Source organism: Paenibacillus vortex V453 (assembly GCF_000193415.1).
Lineage (GTDB): Bacteria > Bacillota > Bacilli > Paenibacillales > Paenibacillaceae > Paenibacillus_AQ > Paenibacillus_AQ glucanolyticus.
Window position 1 is genome coordinate 501,905 of record NZ_ADHJ01000037.1, and the last position, 20,597, is coordinate 522,501.

Annotated in this window: 19 protein-coding genes and 4 pseudogenes; all 23 read right to left on the reverse strand. The window is 48.3% G+C overall.

Going from position 1 to position 20,597, the window contains the following annotated elements:
* Positions 1-33: 33 nt before the first annotated feature.
* The gene (frr, locus tag PVOR_RS20115; RefSeq protein WP_006211296.1) at positions 34-588 is read right to left on the reverse strand and encodes a ribosome recycling factor; all 555 of its coding nucleotides are present in this window, start codon (positions 586-588) and stop codon (positions 34-36) included.
* Positions 588-1,316 carry a UMP kinase gene (gene pyrH, locus PVOR_RS20120; protein ID WP_006211297.1) on the reverse strand — a complete coding sequence of 243 codons (729 nt, stop codon included), beginning with the start codon at positions 1,314-1,316 and terminating at the stop codon, positions 588-590. The genes frr and pyrH overlap by 1 nt, the downstream gene beginning before the upstream one ends.
* A 297-nt stretch (positions 1,317-1,613) precedes the next feature.
* Complete coding sequence (gene tsf, locus PVOR_RS20125) at positions 1,614-2,264, reverse strand: translation elongation factor Ts (RefSeq protein ID WP_006211298.1); 651 nt, start codon at positions 2,262-2,264, stop codon at positions 1,614-1,616.
* Between the two features lie 234 nt (positions 2,265-2,498).
* Positions 2,499-3,198: pseudogene (gene rpsB / locus PVOR_RS20130) on the reverse strand (30S ribosomal protein S2).
* A gap of 237 nt (positions 3,199-3,435) precedes the next feature.
* On the reverse strand, positions 3,436-4,035 hold the full coding sequence (locus PVOR_RS20135) for an endolytic transglycosylase MltG (protein WP_006211299.1): 600 nt from the start codon (positions 4,033-4,035) through the stop codon (positions 3,436-3,438).
* Positions 4,032-4,568, reverse strand: a complete 537-nt coding sequence (locus tag PVOR_RS20140) for a hypothetical protein (protein ID WP_040680748.1) — start codon at positions 4,566-4,568, stop codon at positions 4,032-4,034. The genes PVOR_RS20135 and PVOR_RS20140 overlap by 4 nt, the downstream gene beginning before the upstream one ends.
* A gap of 25 nt (positions 4,569-4,593) precedes the next feature.
* Positions 4,594-4,902: a hypothetical protein gene (locus PVOR_RS20145; RefSeq protein WP_006211301.1), complete on the reverse strand. Its 309-nt coding sequence runs from the start codon at positions 4,900-4,902 to the stop codon at positions 4,594-4,596.
* Positions 4,903-4,959: 57 nt separating this feature from the next.
* Entirely contained in the window at positions 4,960-6,369 is a 1,410-nt protein-coding gene (locus tag PVOR_RS20150; protein ID WP_006211302.1) for a DUF342 domain-containing protein, read from the reverse strand.
* A 30-nt stretch (positions 6,370-6,399) separates the two neighbouring features.
* A complete protein-coding gene (locus tag PVOR_RS20155; protein ID WP_006211303.1) occupies positions 6,400-7,188 on the reverse strand; it encodes a FliA/WhiG family RNA polymerase sigma factor in 789 nt (262 codons plus the stop codon).
* 15 nt (positions 7,189-7,203) lie between these two features.
* A complete protein-coding gene (locus PVOR_RS20160; RefSeq protein WP_040680750.1) occupies positions 7,204-7,614 on the reverse strand; it encodes a hypothetical protein in 411 nt (136 codons plus the stop codon).
* 2 nt (positions 7,615-7,616) lie between these two features.
* Positions 7,617-8,114: a chemotaxis protein CheD gene (locus PVOR_RS20165; RefSeq protein WP_006211305.1), complete on the reverse strand. Its 498-nt coding sequence runs from the start codon at positions 8,112-8,114 to the stop codon at positions 7,617-7,619.
* Positions 8,107-8,700, reverse strand: coding sequence for a chemotaxis protein CheC (locus PVOR_RS20170; protein WP_152826462.1), 594 nt, complete (start codon positions 8,698-8,700; stop codon positions 8,107-8,109). The genes PVOR_RS20165 and PVOR_RS20170 overlap by 8 nt, the downstream gene beginning before the upstream one ends.
* A 36-nt stretch (positions 8,701-8,736) precedes the next feature.
* Complete coding sequence (locus tag PVOR_RS20175; RefSeq protein WP_006211307.1) at positions 8,737-9,198, reverse strand: chemotaxis protein CheW; 462 nt, start codon at positions 9,196-9,198, stop codon at positions 8,737-8,739.
* A 51-nt stretch (positions 9,199-9,249) separates the two neighbouring features.
* A pseudogene (locus PVOR_RS20180) lies at positions 9,250-11,320 on the reverse strand (chemotaxis protein CheW).
* Between the two features lie 23 nt (positions 11,321-11,343).
* A pseudogene (locus tag PVOR_RS20185) lies at positions 11,344-12,679 on the reverse strand (protein-glutamate methylesterase/protein-glutamine glutaminase).
* A gap of 37 nt (positions 12,680-12,716) precedes the next feature.
* Entirely contained in the window at positions 12,717-13,607 is an 891-nt protein-coding gene (locus PVOR_RS20190; protein WP_006211309.1) for a MinD/ParA family protein, read from the reverse strand.
* Positions 13,604-15,043 carry a flagellar biosynthesis protein FlhF gene (flhF, locus tag PVOR_RS20195; protein ID WP_006211310.1) on the reverse strand — a complete coding sequence of 480 codons (1,440 nt, stop codon included), beginning with the start codon at positions 15,041-15,043 and terminating at the stop codon, positions 13,604-13,606. Before flhF ends, PVOR_RS20190 begins: the two co-directional genes overlap by 4 nt.
* Positions 15,040-17,073, reverse strand: a complete 2,034-nt coding sequence (flhA, locus tag PVOR_RS20200) for a flagellar biosynthesis protein FlhA (protein ID WP_006211311.1) — start codon at positions 17,071-17,073, stop codon at positions 15,040-15,042. The genes flhF and flhA overlap by 4 nt, the downstream gene beginning before the upstream one ends.
* 24 nt (positions 17,074-17,097) lie before the next feature.
* Positions 17,098-18,190, reverse strand: a pseudogene (gene flhB, locus PVOR_RS20205) (flagellar biosynthesis protein FlhB).
* Positions 18,191-18,210: 20 nt separating this feature from the next.
* Positions 18,211-18,999, reverse strand: coding sequence for a flagellar biosynthetic protein FliR (gene fliR / locus PVOR_RS20210; RefSeq protein ID WP_006211313.1), 789 nt, complete (start codon positions 18,997-18,999; stop codon positions 18,211-18,213).
* Between the two features lie 11 nt (positions 19,000-19,010).
* The gene (fliQ, locus tag PVOR_RS20215) at positions 19,011-19,280 is read right to left on the reverse strand and encodes a flagellar biosynthesis protein FliQ (protein WP_006211314.1); all 270 of its coding nucleotides are present in this window, start codon (positions 19,278-19,280) and stop codon (positions 19,011-19,013) included.
* Positions 19,281-19,320: 40 nt separating this feature from the next.
* A complete protein-coding gene (gene fliP / locus PVOR_RS20220; protein ID WP_006211315.1) occupies positions 19,321-20,073 on the reverse strand; it encodes a flagellar type III secretion system pore protein FliP in 753 nt (250 codons plus the stop codon).
* Positions 20,070-20,594: a FliO/MopB family protein gene (locus tag PVOR_RS20225; protein WP_006211316.1), complete on the reverse strand. Its 525-nt coding sequence runs from the start codon at positions 20,592-20,594 to the stop codon at positions 20,070-20,072. The genes fliP and PVOR_RS20225 overlap by 4 nt, the downstream gene beginning before the upstream one ends.
* Between the last annotated feature and the right edge of the window lie 3 nt (positions 20,595-20,597).

Sequence of the window (20,597 nt, forward strand, 5' to 3'; positions counted from 1 at the left end):
ACCCCACCATAAACCGGAGGGGCCACAAGTCTCTTAAACTTCCATGATTTCTTTTTCTTTGGCAACGAGGACTTTGTCGACTTCTGCGATAAATTTATCCGTCGCTTTTTGGATATCTTCCTGATGTCTCCGGGACTCGTCCTCGGAAATATCCGTTTTCTCCAATTTTTTGATGTCATCATTGGCATCGCGGCGAATGTTGCGGATGGCCACTTTCGCTTCTTCGCCGAATTTCTTCGTCATTTTTACCAGTTCGGTTCTGCGCTCTTCCGTCAGAGCAGGAACGACGAGACGAATTTGATTGCCATCGTTCGCCGGTGTCAATCCAATATCCGATTTCATGATCGCTTTCTCGATATCGGCCAAGGACGACTTGTCCCAGGGCTGAATCATAAGCGTTCTGGAATCCGGCGTACTGATGTTCGCCAACTGATTGAGCGGAGTTGGTGCTCCGTAGTATTCAACCGTGATCCGGTCCAGCAGCGCCGGCGCTGCCCGCCCTGCGCGCAGAGTTGCCAGGTCACGTTTCAAAGACAGGATCGCTTTTTCCATGCGTTCTTCTGCATTCTTTTTCACCGATTGCGGCATTAATCTACACTCCCTTTAACGATCGTTCCGATCTTCTCGCCCAGAACGACGCGCTTGATATTACCTTGCTCCGTGATAGCGAAGACGATGAGCGGGATGTTGTTGTCCATACATAACGATGAAGCTGTAGAGTCCATTACCCCAAGGTTTTTGTTCAATACGTCTAGATACGTCAGCTGCTCGTACTTCTCGGCAGTTTCATCCTTAAATGGATCAGCAGAGTACACTCCGTCCACCTTATTCTTCGCCATGAGAATCACTTCTGCTTCGATTTCCGCTGCGCGAAGCGCTGCAGTCGTATCGGTGGAGAAGTAAGGGTTACCTGTTCCTGCCGCAAAAATGACGACACGGCCTTTTTCCAAATGCCGAATGGCTCTGCGGCGGATATATGGCTCGGCAATTTGCTGCATTGAGATAGAGGTTTGTACCCGAGTCGGCACATCGATCTGCTCCAGGGCATCCTGAAGAGCCAAAGAGTTCATCACCGTGGCGAGCATTCCCATATAATCCGCCGTTGCACGGTCAATTCCGTTCGCGCTGCCGGCGATACCGCGCCAGATGTTTCCGCCGCCGCATACGATAGCGACCTCAACACCAAGCTCGACCACCTCTCGAACCTGCTCAGCGATCGATGAGATCGTCTCAGCATCAATACCATATCCATTCTGCCCTGAAAGGGATTCCCCACTGACTTTCAATATCACTCGTTTATATACAGGCTGTTCCAAATGATAACCCTCCACTTTAAGACGGCGCCTAAGAATACGACGCCCGTTTGAAAAACGACAGACAGACACACCGGCACTGCTTGACGGTTTATAAAAATCGGGTAAAAACATCCGTCTCAAGTAGAAACTTCTGGTCGTCTAATTAAGACTTGATTCCATTCTTTCTAGTGAGATAAGGGTAGCCTTCACTCCGAGTTTATAACAATCTTATCTCTCTTTATGCCTTTTATATCTCTTAAAAAAGAAGGAACACAGGTGTGTTCCACTCTTTTCTATACTTATATTAGCCTATTCGGCTTATTTATTCACCTGGGCCATAACTTCCTCAACGAAGTTGTCTTGTTTCTTCTCTAGGCCCTCGCCCAGCTCAAAGCGAGCAAAACGACGAATGGAGATGTTCTCACCGATCGTGCTGATTTTTTCGTTAAGCAGCGTGTTGATCGTTTTGTCCGGATCCTTGATGAAGGATTGCTCAAGCAAGCAATACTCTTCATAGTACTTGTTGATACGGCCTTCAACCATTTTTTCAACGATTTTCTCAGGCTTGCCTTCGTTCAAAGCTTGGTTCTTCAAGATTTCTTTTTCTTTCTCAAGCTCTTCCGTTGGAACTTCTTCACGACGAACAAATTTAGGATTTGCAGCAGCAATATGCATTGCGATATCGCGAGCAAACTCTTTAAATTGATCTGTTTTGCCTACGAAGTCGGTTTCACAGTTGATTTCAACGAGAACGCCAATACGTCCGCCGCCGTGAATATAGGATTCTACAACGCCTTCAGTTGCAACGCGTCCAGCTTTGTTAGCTGCTGCTGACAAGCCTTTCTCACGAAGTACCGCGATCGCTTTGTCGATATCACCATTTGTTTCATCCAGCGCTTTTTTACAATCCAGCATGCCTGCGCCTGTTCTTTCGCGAAGTTCTTTTACCGCACTAGCTGATACTGCCATTAGAATTCCCTCCAAATTGGTATGATGAAGTGTGCTTTCTGACCTGAAGACAAAATGTCTGCACACCTGCTCTTCAAGAAGCCAGACTGCTTTAAGTATTCGTTTCCTTGCGAAATCAGGAGCGCAACTGATGAGCGTTGTTGGCTCTGACATCTTAAAAAAAGGGCAGTGAGAGGTTATCCACCTACCAACCACCCTTTTCATTTAATTCATTCTTTATACGTTTAATCCCGATTAAGCTGTTGTTTCTTCACCTTGGTGAGCTTCAACAACGGCATCAGCCATCTTACCAGTCAACAATTTAACCGCGCGAATCGCGTCATCGTTACCTGGGATTACATAGTCGATTTCATCCGGATCACAGTTCGTATCAACGATACCTACGATTGGGATACCCAATTTGCGAGCTTCCGCTACTGCGATGCGCTCTTTACGAGGATCGATAACGAACAATGCGCTTGGAAGACCCTTCATGTTCTTGATACCGCCCAGGAATTTCTCAAGACGATCTTTCTCTTTGCGGAGAAGGATGACTTCTTTCTTAGGCAATACTTGGAACGTGCCGTCTTCTTCCCAAGCTTCGAGTTGCTTCAAGCGATTGATACGCTTTTGGATCGTTTCGAAGTTGGTCAAAGTTCCGCCGAGCCAACGTTGGTTGATGTAGTACATACCGCAACGCTCTGCTTCTTCTTTCACGGAATCTTGAGCTTGTTTTTTCGTGCCGACGAACAGGATTGTACCGTTCTCTCCAGCTACGTTTTTCACGAAGTTGAATGCCTCTTCAACTTTCTTGACCGTTTTTTGTCAGGTCAATAATGTAGATACCGTTTCTTTCAGTGAAGATAAATTTATCCATTTTCGGGTTCCAGCGACGAGTCTGGTGACCGAAGTGAACGCCAGCTTCCAAAAGCTGTTTCATGGAGATTACTGCCATCTTCACGCACCTCCTAAGTTTGGTTTTTGTGTGTCCCTCCGCCAAGATCATTTTTCATTAAGACTCCCAATCCTGGAAGCACCCTCAACGAAATCACTCTGGCGTGTGTTTTAACACCGTCAATTACTATAACATAACCATGGGCAGGTTGCAATTCTTTTGTGTTCTAAACGAGGTTCAGAGGATCAACGGTCGGACAGGGCCCTATAAAGAAAAAAACCACTCTCAACCAGGATGCTAGTTGGAGGGTTTTGCTGTGATTTTTGTAATAATCGAATTGTAACTCTCACCTGCTGTAAACGAATAGGTCCCGCTCTGGATCGATGTGTTGATTTTTTTCTCCGTTGCTTTATTGATGAATGCCTGTTTGTTGTCAATCACGCCGGCGCTCAAAAGGTGACTTGCCACATCACTAAGGTTATTTCCAGCTCGAATATTGACTTTGATGGGGGCACTTGCCTTAACAGGTGTCTTCGGCTCCGCCGGCTTGTTTATCTCTTTGGGTTTCTGGTCTTTGCCATCCGCTTCAGGTTTTTCCGGCTGTTCCGGTATATCCGGCTGCTTCGTTCCTATTTCCTTGGCCTTATCCGATCCTTCGGTGTCTGAAGAACGCTCACTGAGCTTTTTCTCTTCCCACTGGTCCGCGGTCAACAGTTCTTCCGAGGGTTCAATCACTTGCATGTCCAGAGCTTCCGCAGCAGCCATCAGCTGCTCCTTCGTTAAATCCTTTGTATCCGATGCGGTTGATCCTTGACCGATCCACATCAGCTGGAGCAGTATCGCGCCGACAACAAGACCGCTGCCAAGGCCCATCATAAATGTACGGTTCTTGATCACGCGGACTCCTCCTGTTTGGCTAATTGAATAATAAGCTGAACCTCGCCTCGCTGAAGCCCCGTCGCCTTGGCAATCATATCGATAGATTTCCCTTGCCCATGCAGATCAAACAGCTCCGCGTACCTGGATTTGATGGAGTCGACCGGAGGAGACACCTCTGCCTCTGAAGAAGCGGCAGCCCGATCTGCAGACAAGGAAGCGGCATGAACCAACTTGTCCTCCGTCGTTCGAAGACGGGTTTCGGATTCAATCATTTTCTGCTCCATTACAAGCATGCGTTGACGCAAATCACTCACCTGCTCTTGCTGTTCCTGTTGCTTTGCACGAAGCTCTTGCTTCATTTGACTTACCAGCTCTACAAGCTGCTCGTTCTCGTTCTGGATTTCCGCCATGTACCCTTCAAGCGTGTTCTCCACTTCTTTTACAACCCGCTCGCTGGATACACTCTCTTCACGGCGTTTCGGCAGCATAAAAGCATACAGCACCGCCGCTACGCCAAGCAGCACGATATATATCCACGGTCCCAAATCCATTAACTCCTTTGTGCCAATAAATTATCTAGAGAGAAACATCAAAATTCCTGCCTTTATAGGGATGCTCCGCCGGCTGCTCCACAGATTCGCCCGACTCGGATGATCCCCGTTCTTGCTGTCCTGGAGACTGACGGCTCCCGTCATCACGAACAGCTGTCTCCGCTGTCTCGCTAACTTCCGTGCTTCGCTGTGCTTCCGCGCGGCTGTTCTTGATCTGTTCCCCGGCAAGCAATGTCTGATCGTTCATGGGGCGCTGCTGGAACTCATTATGGATTTTGCCCGCTTCGTTGGTTCTTGGTACTGCGATTTGCATTTCTACCGATTTTAAACTCAATGGAATCACCTCATAGCCAGGATCATATCCACAAGCATTTAATATGTCTGTTCTACCCTACAATAACGGCACCATGGTGATATCTCCTTCATGATAGTAAAAAGAAACCCGCTGTGTGGGGTCCTTAACAAATCGGGTATACCTCCCGATGACAATTTTGGCGCCGCCGTAGATCGTCTTTACCACATTAACTCTCGCTTTGCCAGTATCCTCAAGCATCTTCTCGATTTCGAGCATACGGTCTTTAATATCCGCTTGTTCGGCCACATTCGATTTCTTGGTAGCATTCAGCTTAATGCGCAGCGCGAGTTTGTCTGGCGACAACTGGCCTGACGAAGCCAACTGATTCAGTAGATAAAGTGCTTTATCCGTTTTATCCATACTCTCAATCGACAGCTTCAGCTGCGCTCTCAGATCCGCCAGTTCATTCCGCAGTTCGGGAAGAACCCCAACCTCGATGACGGTAGCAGTCGACATGGTATTTCCGATCGTCCGGGCTACTACTTTCTCCCCGGCCTGCAGGACGCCGCCTACGACGAGACCCTTCATGCCGTTGCACTCGATGTTCTGAACCGCACGGATATTGGAGTGCATAATGCTCTGCGAGACAAATACGCTAGCACCGGCTATAACATTTCCATCCTGGATAAACGAGCTCTTGACATCCTGTCCAGCCTTTACAAACCCCTTATTATATCCGATTATTCCCCCGGAAATATCGATGGAGCCCTCTGCGTCGAGCTCTGCGCCTTCCACAAAGCCGGTAACACGAATGTCCCCTGCTGCCTTGATTCTGAATCCGGTAAGAACGTTCCCGCGAATGACCACCGTACCGACAAAGTCAATGTTGCCAATACTGTAGTCAACATCGCCATTGATTTCATATACCGGAAACACATTGATTTTTCCCTTTTCCGTTTTGGTCAGCAGCCCGTCCAGCGCCGCATACATTGCGCTTTTCTCAGCATTGACCACAACGTTCTTCCCCACTTTGAAATGAGCTTCCTTGCCTGGTTTACTCGGTATTTCCTCACCGGTAACCGCAGTGCCAGGAACTCCTTTCGTTGGCGGGATTCGTGTTGCAATCAATTGGCCCTTCTTCACATTATTTAAACGAATCACTTCTTTATAATCGACTTTGCCATCTTCGATCTCCAGCGGCTTCAGATTCGTCTGATTCCCCAAATTAACGGTGAACTCTATTTTGCCGTTCTGTCCGTGCATAGGCTCCGTTCCCATTGCAATCGGCGTTCTACTATATTGATATTCCTCCGAATGATCTGCGATTCGTCGCAACGTATCATGTTGAAGTCCATATCGTACCTGGTGGCTTCTCAGAAATTGTTCAAGAGCTTCTACAGAGCAGGAGAAATCCTTCTCCCAGTTGGTGAACTGTATATAGGCGACGACTTTGTCATCCGATAGCGTAACGCTAAAGTACTGATCCAATGCATAATCTACAGACAATCCAGGAACCCCCTTCATAAATGGCAAGCGTCAGTCGTTTTGCATCAGCAAATCCCGATCTTTATCGAGCGCGCCCCGAAGTCTCAAAATCGCCTTGGAATGAAGCTGTGATATTCGTGAAGGTGATAGCGACATCACTTCAGCAATTTCACTGAGTGATAAATCCTCATAATATAATAAGGAAACTACAGTTCGCTCTTTCGGGGTCAATTTACCGATTCCCTTCATCAGGGCTTCTCGCAGATAAAATTCATGGACCTTGTGATCCGGATTCTTCGCTTTCTCATCAACCAGGAGCGACATTCGGGTCTCAGACTCCTCCTCGCGGATCGGATCCTCCAAAGATGTCAGTGTCATGACCGCCACTTCCTGCAGCATGTGCCGGAACTCCTTCTCGGTCACGTCAAGGTAATCACTCATCTCAGAGTCACTGACGCTGCGTAAATACTTCTGTTCCAACTGCTGATATGCAGTTTCAATTCTCTTCGCCTTCTCACGAACCGAACGCGGCACCCAGTCCCCTTGGCGCAGCGAATCCAGAATAGCACCTCGCACACGCCAGGAGGCATAGGTTTCGAATTGCAAGCCTCGTTTATAATCAAACTTCTCAATGGCGTCAATCAAACCCATTACCCCATTGCTGGCCAAATCTCCCTTGGAAACGTTCTTCGGAAGACCGATGGCCAAACGGCTTGAAACATAATCAACGATGTGCAGATGATATTCGATAAGTTTCTTCTTCGCTTCATGGTCTCCGTCTTCCTTCCATGCGCTCCATAATTCCATATGGTTCAGCACAGAAGCTTTTCGTTCGTCCAATTGCCTTCACCCTCCTTATTTATCCGTAAGGTGACGAACGGCCTTGGCCAGTTCTTCAGGATCTTTCGTTGAAACCAGCTTGGGAGGATTCAGCGGAACAAAGTCACCGTTCTCTTTGCTGCCGGATTCGGAATGAATAAGATCCATCAATTCCCGATCCTCATCAGGTGTGGATAAATCAAGAACGGTTCCTCTCTCCTGCTCGCTCTGCGCCTTTGAGTTCCCAGATCCATTCTTATCAGCTCTCGGTGCAATGATGACAGCAAATATCCATTTCAGCGCGAACGCCAGAAGAAACCAGATCGCAAATGCAAGGAGAGCCCGATACATGCTGGTCATCCACAGATTGTTACGTATGGTAAAAATAAAAGTAAACACAAAACCGGCAATTCCAGTCATTATATAAAAACCGAGTTTTCCCATCATGGCTACAATTCCTTTATGCCCTTTTGTACACTGCGTATTGTAAATTTACCCGTTGCACAGTCCAGTTCAACGGTTCTTCCATAATTTCCTCCGGTATCCTCCGCGATCAGCGTAATGCCCATCTGCTCCAGGCCTGCTTTGCACGACTCCACATTGCGAGGTCCGATGCGCATGGTATCACCGGAACCGGCAAAAGCAAACATCTGGGCTCCGCCGGCCATTTTGGCTACCATGCGTGCTGGCGAAGCTCCCAAATTCCTCATCTTGTTCAGCAGAATAGGAAGAGCCGTATCCGCGTACTTCGCCAGGTTTAGCTGCCCTTCTCTGGCAATCGCTGAAGAGGGGAGCATCACATGCGCCATGCCACCGATCTTCGTCACCGGATCATACAACGTAAGTCCGACACATGACCCCAGACCGGTTGTACGCAAAATACCGTTTGGACCTGCGACGTTCAGATCCGCCATCGCTACTTTCACTATGCTTTGTTCTTCAATCATGCTCTAAAGGCACTCCTAAAGCTTCGAATATTTGAGCAAATGATTGTGGATCGGGAATCAGGAAGAATTGACCTTCCACCTCGTTCTGCCCTTCTAGAAACGTCGTGTTGATTAAGAGGGCATCGTCTCCCATCTCACCAAACTGTATCAATCCATAACTTAAGATCGCACCCGCCATGTCCATCGCTAACGCAGGAACGGTAGGCGTCATGGACAGATTGGTGAAATCGGCCAGCGAGGATAAATACGATCCCGACAAAATATTTCCGATCTCGCACAGCGCAGACTGCTCCATCTCAGAGAATTGTTCCTCCTCCGACACTTCGATGCCTGCCAGATTCTGCAGCAGGTTCTTCCCCGCTTCCGGACTCATGATAAAAAAGAGATTTCCCGGCGCGCTTCCCTCCACCCGCAAGAATACGGCAAGAACAAGTTGTTCACTACCGCCTACACTTTCCGCGATCTGTTCAAACGGCAGCAGCTGAACTTGGGGAACTGCCATATCAATAGGTTTGTTAAGCAAGCGGGAGAGGGCAGTTGCCGCATTGCCCGCTCCGATGTTTCCGACTTCCTTCAGAACATCCATTTTAATTTCCTTGCTATGCTTAAACAGCTCCACTGTCTATTCCTCAAGACCTTCCAGCTGAATGATCTCCGTTTTGTTTAACACTTCGGACAAATTCAGCATAACGAGAAGGCGCTCCTCTCCTACCTTCGCGACACCCCGAAGATATTTCGCTTTGATTCCGCCCACAACCTCAGGCGGCGAATCAATGCTGTCCGTATTCAAATCGATAACATCGCTTGCCGAATCTACAATAAAACCGACCTGCATGTCATTGACCGCTACGATAATAACCCGTGTCTGATCGGTAGCCTCGATTTCCCCCAGACCAAATCTGCCACGCAGATTGATAACCGGAATGACGACGCCGCGCAGATTGATAACCCCTTTTACAAAAGCATAGGTTTTGGGAACACGCGTAATCGGCATCATGCGTTCAATGGTCTGAACCTTGTCCACCTCAATGCCGTATTCTTCCTCGCCAAGTTTAAAGACGATAACCTTGATTTCTTCTCCCATGAGTAAGTCCTCCTTCAAAATGTGTGGCCTGCCGAGTTAGATGACATCCCGTTATTTGATAAATGCATTTGCATCAATGATGAGCGCGACTTGTCCATCTCCAAGGATGGTTGCGCCGGATATCCCTTGAATGGCGGGAAGATATTTGCCCAGATTTTTAATGACGATTTCGCTCTGACCGATAAAGTCATCAATGGTGAGTGCCGCCAGTCGGTCTCCTTTGCGGATCACCACAATTTCAGTTTCTTCTTCCAGCTCTTCATCAAAATCCGGAACTTCAAACAATCGGCTGAGCGAGATGACCGGAATCAGCGATTCGCGGAACTGGATCATCCGGCTGCCGTGTACTTGCTTGATCTGCCCTCGTTTGATAATGGCCGTTTCAACTATTGAGGATAACGGAATCGCATATTTTTCGGATCCCATCCGAATCAGCATGGCGGCGATGATCGACAGCGTTAATGGAAGCTGTACGGAAAAATTAGTGCCTTTTCCTGGCGTCGAATAGATTGTGACGTTTCCGCCCAAGGCAACGATTTTGGATTTAACGACATCCAATCCTACCCCACGGCCGGATACATCGGATATTTTCTCAGCCGTACTGAATCCTGGTGCGAACAGCAGCTGATTGACCTCATCATCCGACATGGACGCAGCTTCGGCTTCGGTGACAACCCCTTTTTTCAGCGCGTTCTTCAGAATGTTCTCCCGATAGATTCCGCGACCGTCATCCTCGATCTCGATGAAGACATTGTTGCCGCTATGGAATGCTCGCAGATGAACGGTACCGGTTTCCGGCTTGCCCGCCGCGATGCGGTCTGCTACAGGTTCGACACCATGGTCAGCCGAGTTGCGCAGCAAATGAACCAGTGGATCTCCGATTTCATCAATGACCGTTCGATCCAGCTCCGTGTCGGCTCCCGTAATAATCAGGTCAATCTTCTTATCCAATGTTTTGGCAAGGTCGCGAACCATCCTTGGAAAACGGTTGAACACCGTATCTACGGGTACCATGCGAAGTTTCAGAACAATATTCTGCAAGTCGCTGCTGACTCGGCTCATATGCTCAACCGTATCCGTCAGCTCCTGATTCTTCGATTCGGTGGCCAGCTGTTCCAGCCGAACCCGGTCGATAAGGAGTTCGCTGAACAGGTTCATTAATACGTCCAGCCGCTCGATATCAACCCTTATCGTTCTGGACGGGTTCGCCCCCCCCAGCATTTCGGGTGGATGCCTTGGACTCTTTGGCCGGAGACGGGGCACTCTTGGTTTCCGCTAGCTTTGTTGCCGCCGGAGCCGTTTCCGCATCTACGGATTTAACAGCTTCCGCTGTAGCGGCACTTTCCTGAACCATCTGCTGCAAGGTTTCATGATCCAGCGCAACAACGGAGGTTATCTCAATCTCTGAAACGCCCAGAATCTGGCTTTCAATTTCTTCTGTATCTCTTTGCGTTATGTAATACAACGAAAATACGCGATCGAATTCACCCTGTTCAATCTCTTGAACATCCGGATAGGTCTTAACGATTTCCCCGGATCTTTCAAGCGTTTCGAATACCATATAGGCCCGAACCGCCTTGAGCTGGCAATCCTCTCGCAATGTCACTTGTATATAGAGAACCTTATGTCCTTCTGAAATCGACTGATCGAGAACGGAAAATTGAAACTCATCCAATTCAATCCCCTGCACAGCTGCTGCGGAATGGCTCTCATCAGCAATTCCACCGTTAGGCAATGCTCCTTCTCCACGTACAATCGATTGCAAGGAAGCCACAATAGCGGATACGTCCGCCTTGCCGTCTCCGCCTTCTGTAATATCCTGCACCATCGATTCCAGGGCGTCCAAGCTTTTGAAGAGCGTGTCAAAGATAAAATCCTGCATTTTCAACTTTTCGTTCCGGACAAGATCCAGCACATTTTCCATCTGATGGGTGAGGGAAGCCAGATCTTCGTATCCCATCGTTGCCGCCATGCCCTTCAACGTATGCGCTGATCGGAAAATAATCTGTACGATCCCGATATCGTCCGGGTTACTTTCTAATTGAAGCATGTTTTCATTTAATGATTGCAGATGATCATTTGACTCATCAATAAACATTGTCAAATATTGATTCATGTCCATTGAGAGACACCTCCTCCTCAAGTTCACTTTCCGTTATTTACAGCTCGAACCAATCTAGGTGCAATATCATGGAGTGGCAGTACATGGTTTACGCATCCAAGCTCAACAGCCGATCTCGGCATACCGTATACGACACAGGTTTGCTCACTCTCTGCAAAGGTGGAATTCACCCCCGTATCGTACAGTTTCTTCATCATTCTCGCTCCATCGCTCCCCATACCGGTCATCAGCACCGCATGACGCTTAACCATGGTGAGCGGCAGCAGAGATTCGAACAACACATCAACGGATGGACGATGACCATTGCGGGTTTCATCCTGACTTACCCTGATCTGGAACGCACCGCTTTCCGAGCGAAACACCCTCATGTGGCTGCCACCCGGGGCAATATAGGCTTTGCCGGGTTCCAGTACCATGCCTTGTTCTGCTTCCATCACCTCCAGCGGACTGAATGAATTCAGACGCTGCGCAAGCGACTTGGTAAAATTCGGCGGCATATGTTGAACGATGACAATCGGAGCGCAGAAGTCACCGGGAATTTGCTCGAGAAATGCTTTTAATGCCCTCGGACCGCCCGTTGAGCAGCCAACCGCAACCAGATCCGTCAGTTCGTTGGACGGCTGAAGCTTCACTTCGCGCGGTGGGTGAATCTCGTGTTCCGGCAGTGCTGCTGAAGAACTGTCCGCCACAGGTTTACGATCAACCTTTTTGCGTCTCGGTTTGGAAGCATCCGATGCCTCCGCACGTGCCAGTTTATCCTCCTCAGGGCGAGGAACCCGGGTTCGGGGCAGCTCCGCAAGCTTAACGCGCTCCTCGGCTCCGCCGATCGTTTGTCTCGTTTCCTTCATCTGCGGCTTCTTATTCAGCGTTTTGTCAGAAGGCTTTGGCGAAAGAGGAACCGATATGTCCGCACCCTGTCGTCTCTGCTCTTCTTCTTCCCACAATGCCCTCCGCTGTTTTGCCTGCATCGCCGCATTCAGTTGCTTCATTAATTCTGAACGCACCTGTTCAATGTCAAGCGCATTAGAAATGGAAGGCTTTCGTATAAAATCAAATGCACCCGCCTCAAGGGCAAGAATGGTTTCCCTCATGCCTTGCTCATTAATGCCGGATAGCATGATTACCGGACGAGGACCTGTCTCCATAATCAGCCTCAAAGCATCAAGCCCGTTCATTTCCGGCATTTCTACATCCAGCGTGATGACATCCGGATCCAATGCCTTTACTTTCGTCAACGGCATCCCGCCCATTGTCGGCTGTTCCGACAACCTGAAAGGATGGGTCTCGTTCGATGAAATCGGAGAAGATTCTCCTCATAAATGCGGAATCGTCCACCACCAGCACACGAAAGGGCTTCATAGATGTCCACCTCAGTTTCCATTATTCCAAATAAGAATCATTTCGTACGTTTGAGCCAACGATGCATAAATCCTTTGATTCCCTTCGGAGCTTCAGGCTCCGTGGCAGCAGGAGCGGTCATGTAACGAAGTGCGATGCGCCTGATATCACTGGAGGCGTTGCATCGTGGATATGCTGCTGTAAAAGGGATCTGCCGCTTAACAGCCTGCACAACATGCGTGTCGTCTGCTATCGAACCAAGCAGCTTGATATCCAGATCCAGAAATCGCTGGGCAGTCAAAATGATTTTGCCCGCTGCTTCACGAGCCTCAATCTCATCCCCCGCCCGATTGACTATCAGGCTGAACGGAACCTTGGATTCCGTTCCGTGCACCACCTTGATCAGCGCGTAAGCATCGGTGATTGAAGTAGGTTCCGGCGTTGTTACGACGAGGCATTGATCCGCCGAGGTTATAAATTTCATATTTTCCTTCGACAATCCGGCTCCGGTATCAAAGATGATGTAATCCATCTCTGATGAAATACGCTCAATCTGGGAAATAAAATAATCCATTTCCTCTTCGGACAGCGAGAGCATGTCCGCAAGACCGGATCCGCCCGCTATGTAAGGAAGTTTGTTCGGCCCGTACTGAATCACTTCCTCGATGCTCTTCTCCCGGCGTATGAGATGATACAGACTATACCGCGAGCTGACACCCATCAGAACATCGATATTCGCCATCCCGATATCGGCATCAAACACCAATACTTTTTTGCCCATGGATTGCAAAGTCAGAGCGAAATTCAACGTGAAATTGGATTTTCCTACCCCGCCTTTACCACTGCTGACCGTAATAATATTGGCGGTTCTTGTTGATGGTACCTTGGAGCTGTCCCCCGTCTGCTGGGCCGAAACGAGCTGTCTAAGCGAATGAGCCTGATCCGTCATGTACGAATCTCTCCCAGCAGGAGATTGCATAATCGTTCACTGTCGGCCATAAGCAGATCGTCCGGTACGTTTTGACCATTGGTCATATAGGACAATCGAAGGTCATGAGCATCGATGAGATTAAACATGGAACCATAACTTCCGGTTTCATCCATCTTCGTGAAGATCACCTTATCCAGTGCATATTTGTTGAAATGATCCGCAATTTCAATCATATCGCTGCTCTTGGAGGTCAAGCTGAGAACAAGATAGGTTTCACTTTGATCGGAATGGGAGAACAGGCTCTGAAGCTCCGAGACGAGCAATTCATTCCGATAGTTACGGCCGGCTGTATCCATTAATATCAAATCGCAGTCCTGCAGCTTCTGAAGCGCACGCTGCATGTCCCCGGGAGATTGCACAACTTCCATCGGCACATTAAGAATCGATGCGTAAGTTCGGAGCTGTTCAACGGCAGAGATTCGATACGTATCCGAAGTAATGAAGCCAACCTTGCGCTGATGACGAAACAGCTGCTCCGCTGCAATCTTCGCAATCGTTGTTGTCTTGCCAACACCGGTCGGGCCGGCAATGTATACAATCCTGGTCTCAGGCTGCACGCCGCCGCCGATGCGTCCCTCAATGAACGCCGCCGCCTGCTTGTAGATCACATCCTGGAGCTCGGCATCACTTAACTGCATATGGTTCGCTGTCCATGCCTCTTCTGCAGCCATAAGCCACTCTTCCGTCAGCTTGGCCGAGAGATCCTGCTTCAGCAGCAGATCGCGTAAGGAATGCAAAGGTTCCGGGAGATGCTGCGCCTCGAGATTTTGCCTCGACAATCTCGCAATCCATTCTTTCATTTCCTTAAGCTCCTCAAGGACTCTTTGCTCCGATTCGCTTATACCGAGGCGGGAGCTTAAGGATTCCTTGTGCTCTGGGCGGGATGAATCAGTGCTCTGAACAGAGTCAGCGATTATCACCGTATCATCGTTTCGAACGCTCACCGGTGCAGCTGTCAGCTGCTGCCCCAAACTGTCCTCGCTCTTTGGCTGAGCGGCAATTTCCTGTGAAGCCGCAGCTTGGCTTAGCAATTCGGCGAAACGATTAGAGTCAGCCTGTTGTGATACAACGGAATCTACGGTCGTATTGTTCACCTGAAGAGATTCAGTCTGCGAACCGGATCTCGAAATTTCGGCTGTTCGCTGATAGGCCTTAGGTACAGCTGCTGTCGGTAGAGAATGCTTCATTTTGTATTCGGCCGGGGCAGAGCCTTTGGATTTCTCCGCCTGCTCTACCGCAGCGATAACCTCAATTTTCTTTCGGGTAAACATTCCCAGGAATCCGCCTACTTTTGTCTCTTTAGTGCTCAGTATGACGGCATCCGCACCCAAATCAGTGCGAATATGCTGCATCGCCTCAGGCATCGTGTCGACGATATACCTTTTTACTCTCATAAGTTCACCACTCCGACACTTTGAATTTCGACGTTTGGCTCGAGCTCACTGTAGGACAATACCGGGATATCCTGCATGCTGCGTTCAATGACCTGACGCAAATACATCCTTATGGCTGGAGATGTAAGCAGCACAGGCTGCTGTCCCATCTGGATGATCCGGTTCACCTGTTCACTGAGCTTCTGAAATACGCTCTGCGTTGATACCGGGTCCATCGCGAGATAACTCCCCTGGTCGCTTTGCTGAACGCTTTCGGCAATCTTCTTCTCCAGCTGAGGTCCAACCGTAATGACCCGCATGGCCTCGCCTTCCTGAGCGTACTGCTGAGTAATCTGCCGCGAGAGGGCCTGCCTTACATATTCAGTCAGAACATCAGGATCTTTGGAATAATGACCGTAATCCGCAAGGGTTTCGAGAATTGTGACCATGTCCCGGATTGAAATTTTCTCGCGAAGGAGTTTCGCCAATACTTTCTGCACCTCCCCAATCGTCAGAACGGAAGGAATGAGCTCGTCCACAAGCACCGGATAGCTTTCTCGGATGTTGTCCACCAGCGCCTTGGTTTCCTGGCGTCCAATCAGCTCATGGGCATGTCTCTTAATCAATTCGGTAAGGTGTGTTGCAACAACGGAAGGTGGATCCACTACGGTGTAGCCAGCGAGATCCGCCCGTTCTTTCATGGCCTCGTCTATCCAGAGTGCAGGCAGTCCAAATGCCGGTTCCGTTGTTTCGATTCCCGTCACAGAATCGTCTTCGTATCCAGGACTCATCGCGAGATAGTGATTTAATAATAATTCACCGCCGCCGACAGCATTCCCTTTTATTTTTATGACATATTCGTTCGGTTTTAGTTGAATATTGTCGCGAATTCGGATAACCGGCACCACAAGACCCAGCTCCAGTGCGCATTGTCTCCGAATCATAATGATTCGATCCAGTAAATCCCCGCCTTGCTGCGCATCGGCGAGCGGGATCAATCCATAACCGAATTCGAATTCGATCGGATCGACCTGAAGCAGGTTGATCACACTTTCCGGACTTCGAACTTCTTCGATCTGCTGTTCCTCCTCAAGCTGCTCCACTTCGACCTGCTTGCGGTCCAGATTGTTTTGCATCGTTCTGGCTGCAATAAACAATATAATGGCGATCGGAGCGGTTGTAATCAGATGAATCGGAGTGAAGAGCCCCAGAAACATCACGGTTCCCGCTACGATATATAGCAGATGTGGATAGGAGAAGAGCTGTCCTGTGAGATCCTCGGCCAAATTCCCTTCCGATGATGCTCTTGTTACAATCAGACCGGCTGCAGTCGAGATGAGAAGCGCCGGAATCTGACTGACCAGTCCATCCCCAATCGTCAGGATCGAGTAAGTACTCATCGCATCACCGAAGGACATGCCGTGAATCGAGATCCCGATGATAAAGCCACCAATCAGGTTGATCAGCATGATGACAATCGTTGCAATCGCATCACCTTTGACGAATTTGCTCGCACCATCCATGGCTCCGTAGAAATCCGCCTCGCGCTCGATTTTACTTCTTCGCTCCCTGGCTTGCTGCTCATTGATTAAACCTGCATTCAGATCCGCGTCAATGCTCATCTGTTTACCTGGCATCGCATCGAGTGTAAACCTTGCCGCAACCTCAGCCACCCGCTCCGAACCTTTGGTAATGACGATGAACTGTACAACGACGAGGATCAGGAAGACGATAAATCCAATCGCGATTTCGCCGTTTGCTATCCATTTACCGAATGTGGCAACAACTTCCCCTGCATTTGCTTCCGACAGAATCAGCTTGGTTGTCGAAATGTTCAGCGCTACTCGGAAGAGTGTCGTGATGAGCAATAAGGAAGGAAAAATCGAAAAGTCCAGTGCTTCCTTGGTATTCATGGCCACCAGCAGAATAATAAGCGCCAGCGAAATATTGATGATAAGCAGTACATCGAGCAGCCATATCGGGATCGGAAGAATCATCATGAGTACGATGCCAATGACACCCGCAAGGACAGATAGATCTTTTATTTTCACTGCACTGACGCCTCCGGTCCCTAGTTATTTCGCTTTACCTTTTAGTTTATATACATAGGCCAGCACTTCAGCTACGGCCTGGAACAGGTCTCCCGGAATCGAATCCCCGATTTCCGACCGTTGGTACAAAGCTCGTGCCAGCGGCTTATTTTCCATCGTTATAATTCCGTGTTCCTTCGCTATCTCTTTAATCCGCAAGGCCATGAAATCCTGGCCCTTCGCAATGATCTGCGGAGCTTCCATCATGGAACCGTCATACTTGATAGCCACTGCAAAGTGGGTCGGGTTCGTGATGATAACGTCGGCATTCGGAACTTCCTGCATCATCCGCTGAAGTGCCATCCGACGCTGGCGCTCCCTGATCTTTCCTTTAATGAGCGGATCGCCTTCCATTTTTTTGTACTCATCTTTAATATCTTGCTTGGACATTCGAATGTTTTTTTCATAATCATACCTTTGGTACATGTAATCCAGAACGGCCAGGATTATGAGGCCAATCGCAATCTTAAATCCCAGAGACATGGTGATATCCGCAACGAAATGAAATATGGCATCGGGACCCATGGTTGACAAGGAGGATAATCCCTCTCTGGCAGCCCATAAGGTGCTGTAAACCAGATAACCGATGATGGTCAATTTAATGACCGACTTCAAAAATTCAACCAAAGAACGCATGGAGAATATGTTTTTGAAGCCTTTGATTGGGTCTAATTTTTCAAACTTCATTTTCAGAGGCTCACCGGTCAACATAAATCCGACTTGCAAATAATTGGAGATCAGCGCAATCACAAAAATCGAAATAAATAATGGAGCCAGCAGAAGCAAGATTTGAATGCCATATTCTCCAAACAGCTGCATCACATTGTCTTTTGTAACGTCCATGGAGAGCCGATTAATATAGACATCGGTGAATAATCGAACGGTATGGTCTCTCATATAACCGCCGAAGATTAACAGGACAAAAAAAAGCCGCAAGCAAAACCGATGCACCCGATACCTCCATGCTCTTGGCAACTTGGCCTTTCTTACGCGTATCCTGACGTTTCTTCGGTGTCGCTTTCTCCGTCTTTTCGTCCACGCGAACAATTAGTAAGTCGACCGGATACCGGTATGACATCCGCTTCATCTCCATCCTCCTTATGTCGGCCCGTCGCCAACAACACCGAGCAGCTGCCGGAGCGCTTCAAACATTTTGGCAAACAGATGATCAAACAGTGATACAAGCATGGGCATGAGCAGCATCAACAGCACGAGTCCAACGATGATTTTGATAATGATGCCGATAACAAAAACATTGAACTGCGGAGCCGTTCTTGCCAGAAAGCCAAGTCCTACATCGGTCAGGAACAGGGCTGCTACCAGCGGAGCTGCCATTTGAAGTGCCAGCACAAAAGAGTGCGAGAACGTTCGAACGAGAAAATCCGTTACATTGCCGTCATGAATCTTTCCAAACACATCGCCTGTAATCGGAATCCAGTCATAACTGTACATGATGGCGTCGAGCAGATAATGGTGGCCGTTCATGCTTAAGAACACCAATAAAGCCAGATAGTACTTGAAGTTACCGATCAAAGGTGTTGAGGCACCTGTGAATGGATCAATGACATTCGCCATACTGAATCCGATCTGAATATCAATTAATGCCCCAGCTGTCTGAACAACGGCCATAATTAGATAAGCAGTAAAACCAAGAAGCAGTCCCACCAATACTTCCTGGACAATCAATATGACGTAGGACAGATCCTGCGGAACCACTTCGCCAAGCCCGAATGAAAAATAGACGATCAGGGCGATGATAGCCGAAAGGGCTATCTTGTACGAAGTAGGAACACTCCGAGAAGTAAACACAGGCGAAATTACAAAAAAAGATGTTATTCGACAAAAAATAAGCATAAAAACAGGTAAACTTTGCTGCAACCATTCCATGGACACTCAGCCTATCCGATATATTTGTAGAGATTGTCCAAAATACCGTGGGTAAAATCCACTAACGTCGTTAATATCCAAGGACCAAACAGCAATAATGATACGAGAACGATAACAATTTTCGGCACAAAAGCCAGCGTCTGTTCCTGGATTTGCGTTGTTGCTTGAAAAATACTGATGATAAGTCCGACAACAAGTGCGAGAACCATCATCGGTGCGCTCACCTGGAGCACAATATAGACCGCTTGTCCTGCCAGACCGATAATAAATTCAGAGCTCACGGCTTAGTCCCCCTGTATTCGAATTACTTGCCGCTTATTGCTATGGGTTAAAGCTCATCAGCATGGATTTAACCACCAGATACCAGCCGTCTACCAGAACAAAGAGCAAAATCTTGAATGGCAGCGAGATCATGACCGGCGGCAGCATCATCATCCCCATCGCCATCAGCACGCTGGCAACAACGATATCGATGACCAAAAAAGGGATAAATATCATAAAGCCCATTTGAAAGCCTGTCTTCAGCTCACTAATGGCAAATGCCGGTACCAAAACCGTTAATGGGATATCCTCGTAGGTTTCGGGCTTCTCCGCACCTGTGTAATTCATAAACAAAAGAAGATCCTTTTCCCGCGTATGGGAGAACATAAACTTCTTCATTGGATCCTGAGCCTTATCCAGTGCCTCCGTCTGGCTAATCTCACCTTTAAGATAAGGCTGCAGCGCAACGTCATTTATGGATGACAACGTCGGTGCCATAACAAATAAGGTAAGGAAGAGCGCCAGGCCGATCAACACTTGGTTCGGCGGGGTTTGCATGGTTCCGAGTGAAGTACGGACAAAACCAAGCACGATCACAATCCGTGTGAAACTTGTCATCAGAACCAGAATTGCTGGTGCAATACTAAGAATCGTGATCAGGAGTATCAAAGACAAGGAGCTTGTCCCCGGCGTGTCTCCTTCATTGCCGATTTGAATATCAATGTTCGGAATGGGATCCGCAAATGCCGTATGAGAAAACAAAAATCCAAACAATATAAAAATCGCGATAGTGTAAGAGATCTTTTTATTCATGAATCCTTATGATCCTCCCGCAGCAATTCTTCGACCTTTTCTTTCCGGTTCGGTACGCTGCGCAGCTTGGATTCAAACACTTCATGAAATGAAGATGTATCGTCCAATTCAATTTCTTCCGGTGGTTTTTCTTTACGGAGTTTTGCCGCCAGTTTCGAAATAAAAGGCGGCAGCGCCCCATTATGTATTCCAGAATCCTGTTCAAATGCTGCTAGGATAAGAGCAACCTCTGCTGGATCAGAAATTTTGTCCACCAACCGGACGTCTTCGCCAACTCCGATCACATAGATGCTGCCCCCAATCTCAACGATCTGAAGGGATTTGTTAGGGCCCATCCCAACCGCACCCAATGTGCGAATAGAACGGCCCTGCATCCAGCTCTGATTCTTTTTACTCAGAAAGCGAATCAGGAACACGATCAACGCAACGATGATGGCAAGAACGATAAAGACATAAAACAACTGTAAATAATACCCGGTAGTACTACTTGAGCTTAATCCATCAGAAGCTGCCATCATCATAAG